At 39.3% G+C, this 1,337-nt stretch carries 1 protein-coding gene; it reads right to left on the reverse strand.

Going from position 1 to position 1,337, the window contains the following annotated elements; genetic code table 11:
* Positions 1 to 50: 50 nt before the first annotated feature.
* A complete protein-coding gene (locus FEZ33_RS12190; protein WP_138405609.1) occupies positions 51 to 1,241 on the reverse strand; it encodes an IS256 family transposase in 1,191 nt (396 codons plus the stop codon).
* Positions 1,242 to 1,337 lie beyond the last annotated feature (96 nt).

Below are 1,337 nucleotides of genomic sequence, written 5' to 3' on the forward strand. Positions count from 1 at the left end.
AGGGAGCGTCAAGAAGTTTGTGTAAATAAAGAATTCCTTCTGTAAAAAAATCAGCTCTCTGCTAGTGTTCCAAACATTTCCCATAGCTCTGCTTCAGCTTGCTGGAAACCGCGGTGGCTTCGGGTTAAAAATTTCTGATTGTAAAGATCGAAATTTGAAACTAAAAAGCGATCCATAGATTCTTCATTCTGAAACTGCTCTTTACGCCGACTATATTTTTTAATTTGTTTGTTGAAAGACTCAATCAAATTAGTGGAATACAAGCTCCTACGGATTGAAACAGGAAAGTCATAGAACGTCAGTAAACTGTCGTTCTCTAAGACCGCTTTGGTTACTCTAGGGTAGCTGGTGTGCCATTTCTCTACAAAATTAAGTCGAGCTTCTATCGCTTTTTCTCGTGAGTCTGCTTGGTAAACAGCTTTAAAATCTTCACATACTTCTCTTCGATCAGCTACGCGTACTTTACTAGCGATATTGCGAGAAACATGAACACAACAGTGTTGATAAGCAGCCTGAGGAAACGTTTGATGAATCGTATCTTTTATCCCTTTAAGACCATCGGTCACAAAGAGGAGAACGGATTTAACCCCACGGCTTATCAAGTCTTCTAATAGCTCTTTCCAAGTAACAGTAGACTCATTAGGGGCAATAGCATAACCGAGCACTTCTTTGGCGCCATCTGGACGGATTCCAACCGCTATATGAATCGCTTCTTTATCTACTGTTTTACGTTTCAAGGGAATGTAGGTAGCGTCCAGATAAATAGCGGCATAATGATCATTTAGTGGACGTTTTTTAAAAGCAGCGACTTCTTCAGAAAAGACTTTTGTCATGTTGGACATCGTCTGCGGCGTATAATGATGACCATACATTTTCTCGATCAAATCGGCAATTTCAGACATCGTGATCCCTTTTCGAAAGAGATGAATAATCGTTTCTTCCAACGTCTCATTGGTTCTTTTATATGCAGGAAGCGTCTGTTGTTTAAATTCACCATTACGATCACGTGGAATCTGTAGCTTAAGTTCACCATATTCTGTTTTGACCTTACGGTCATAGGTGCCATTGCGAGAGTTACCTGAATGGAAACCAATCCGCTCATACTTCTCATAATCTAAAAAGACGGTCAATTCCGTTCTTAAGAGTGTATTTACGGCCAATTCTAGATGAGAACGAAAACATTCGTTTAAATCACCTTTTGTGGCTAGAGTCTGTAAGATATCTGTAGTAAGATTGTTCATAGGGAAGTCCTCTTTTCTGTGAATGTAGTGTGGTAACTCTATTCTACAGAAGGGGCTTCCTTTTTTCTATTTACACAAGATATTTTACACTCTCAT

This window comes from Ruoffia tabacinasalis (assembly GCF_005864045.1).
GTDB classification, from domain to species: domain Bacteria; phylum Bacillota; class Bacilli; order Lactobacillales; family Aerococcaceae; genus Ruoffia; species Ruoffia tabacinasalis.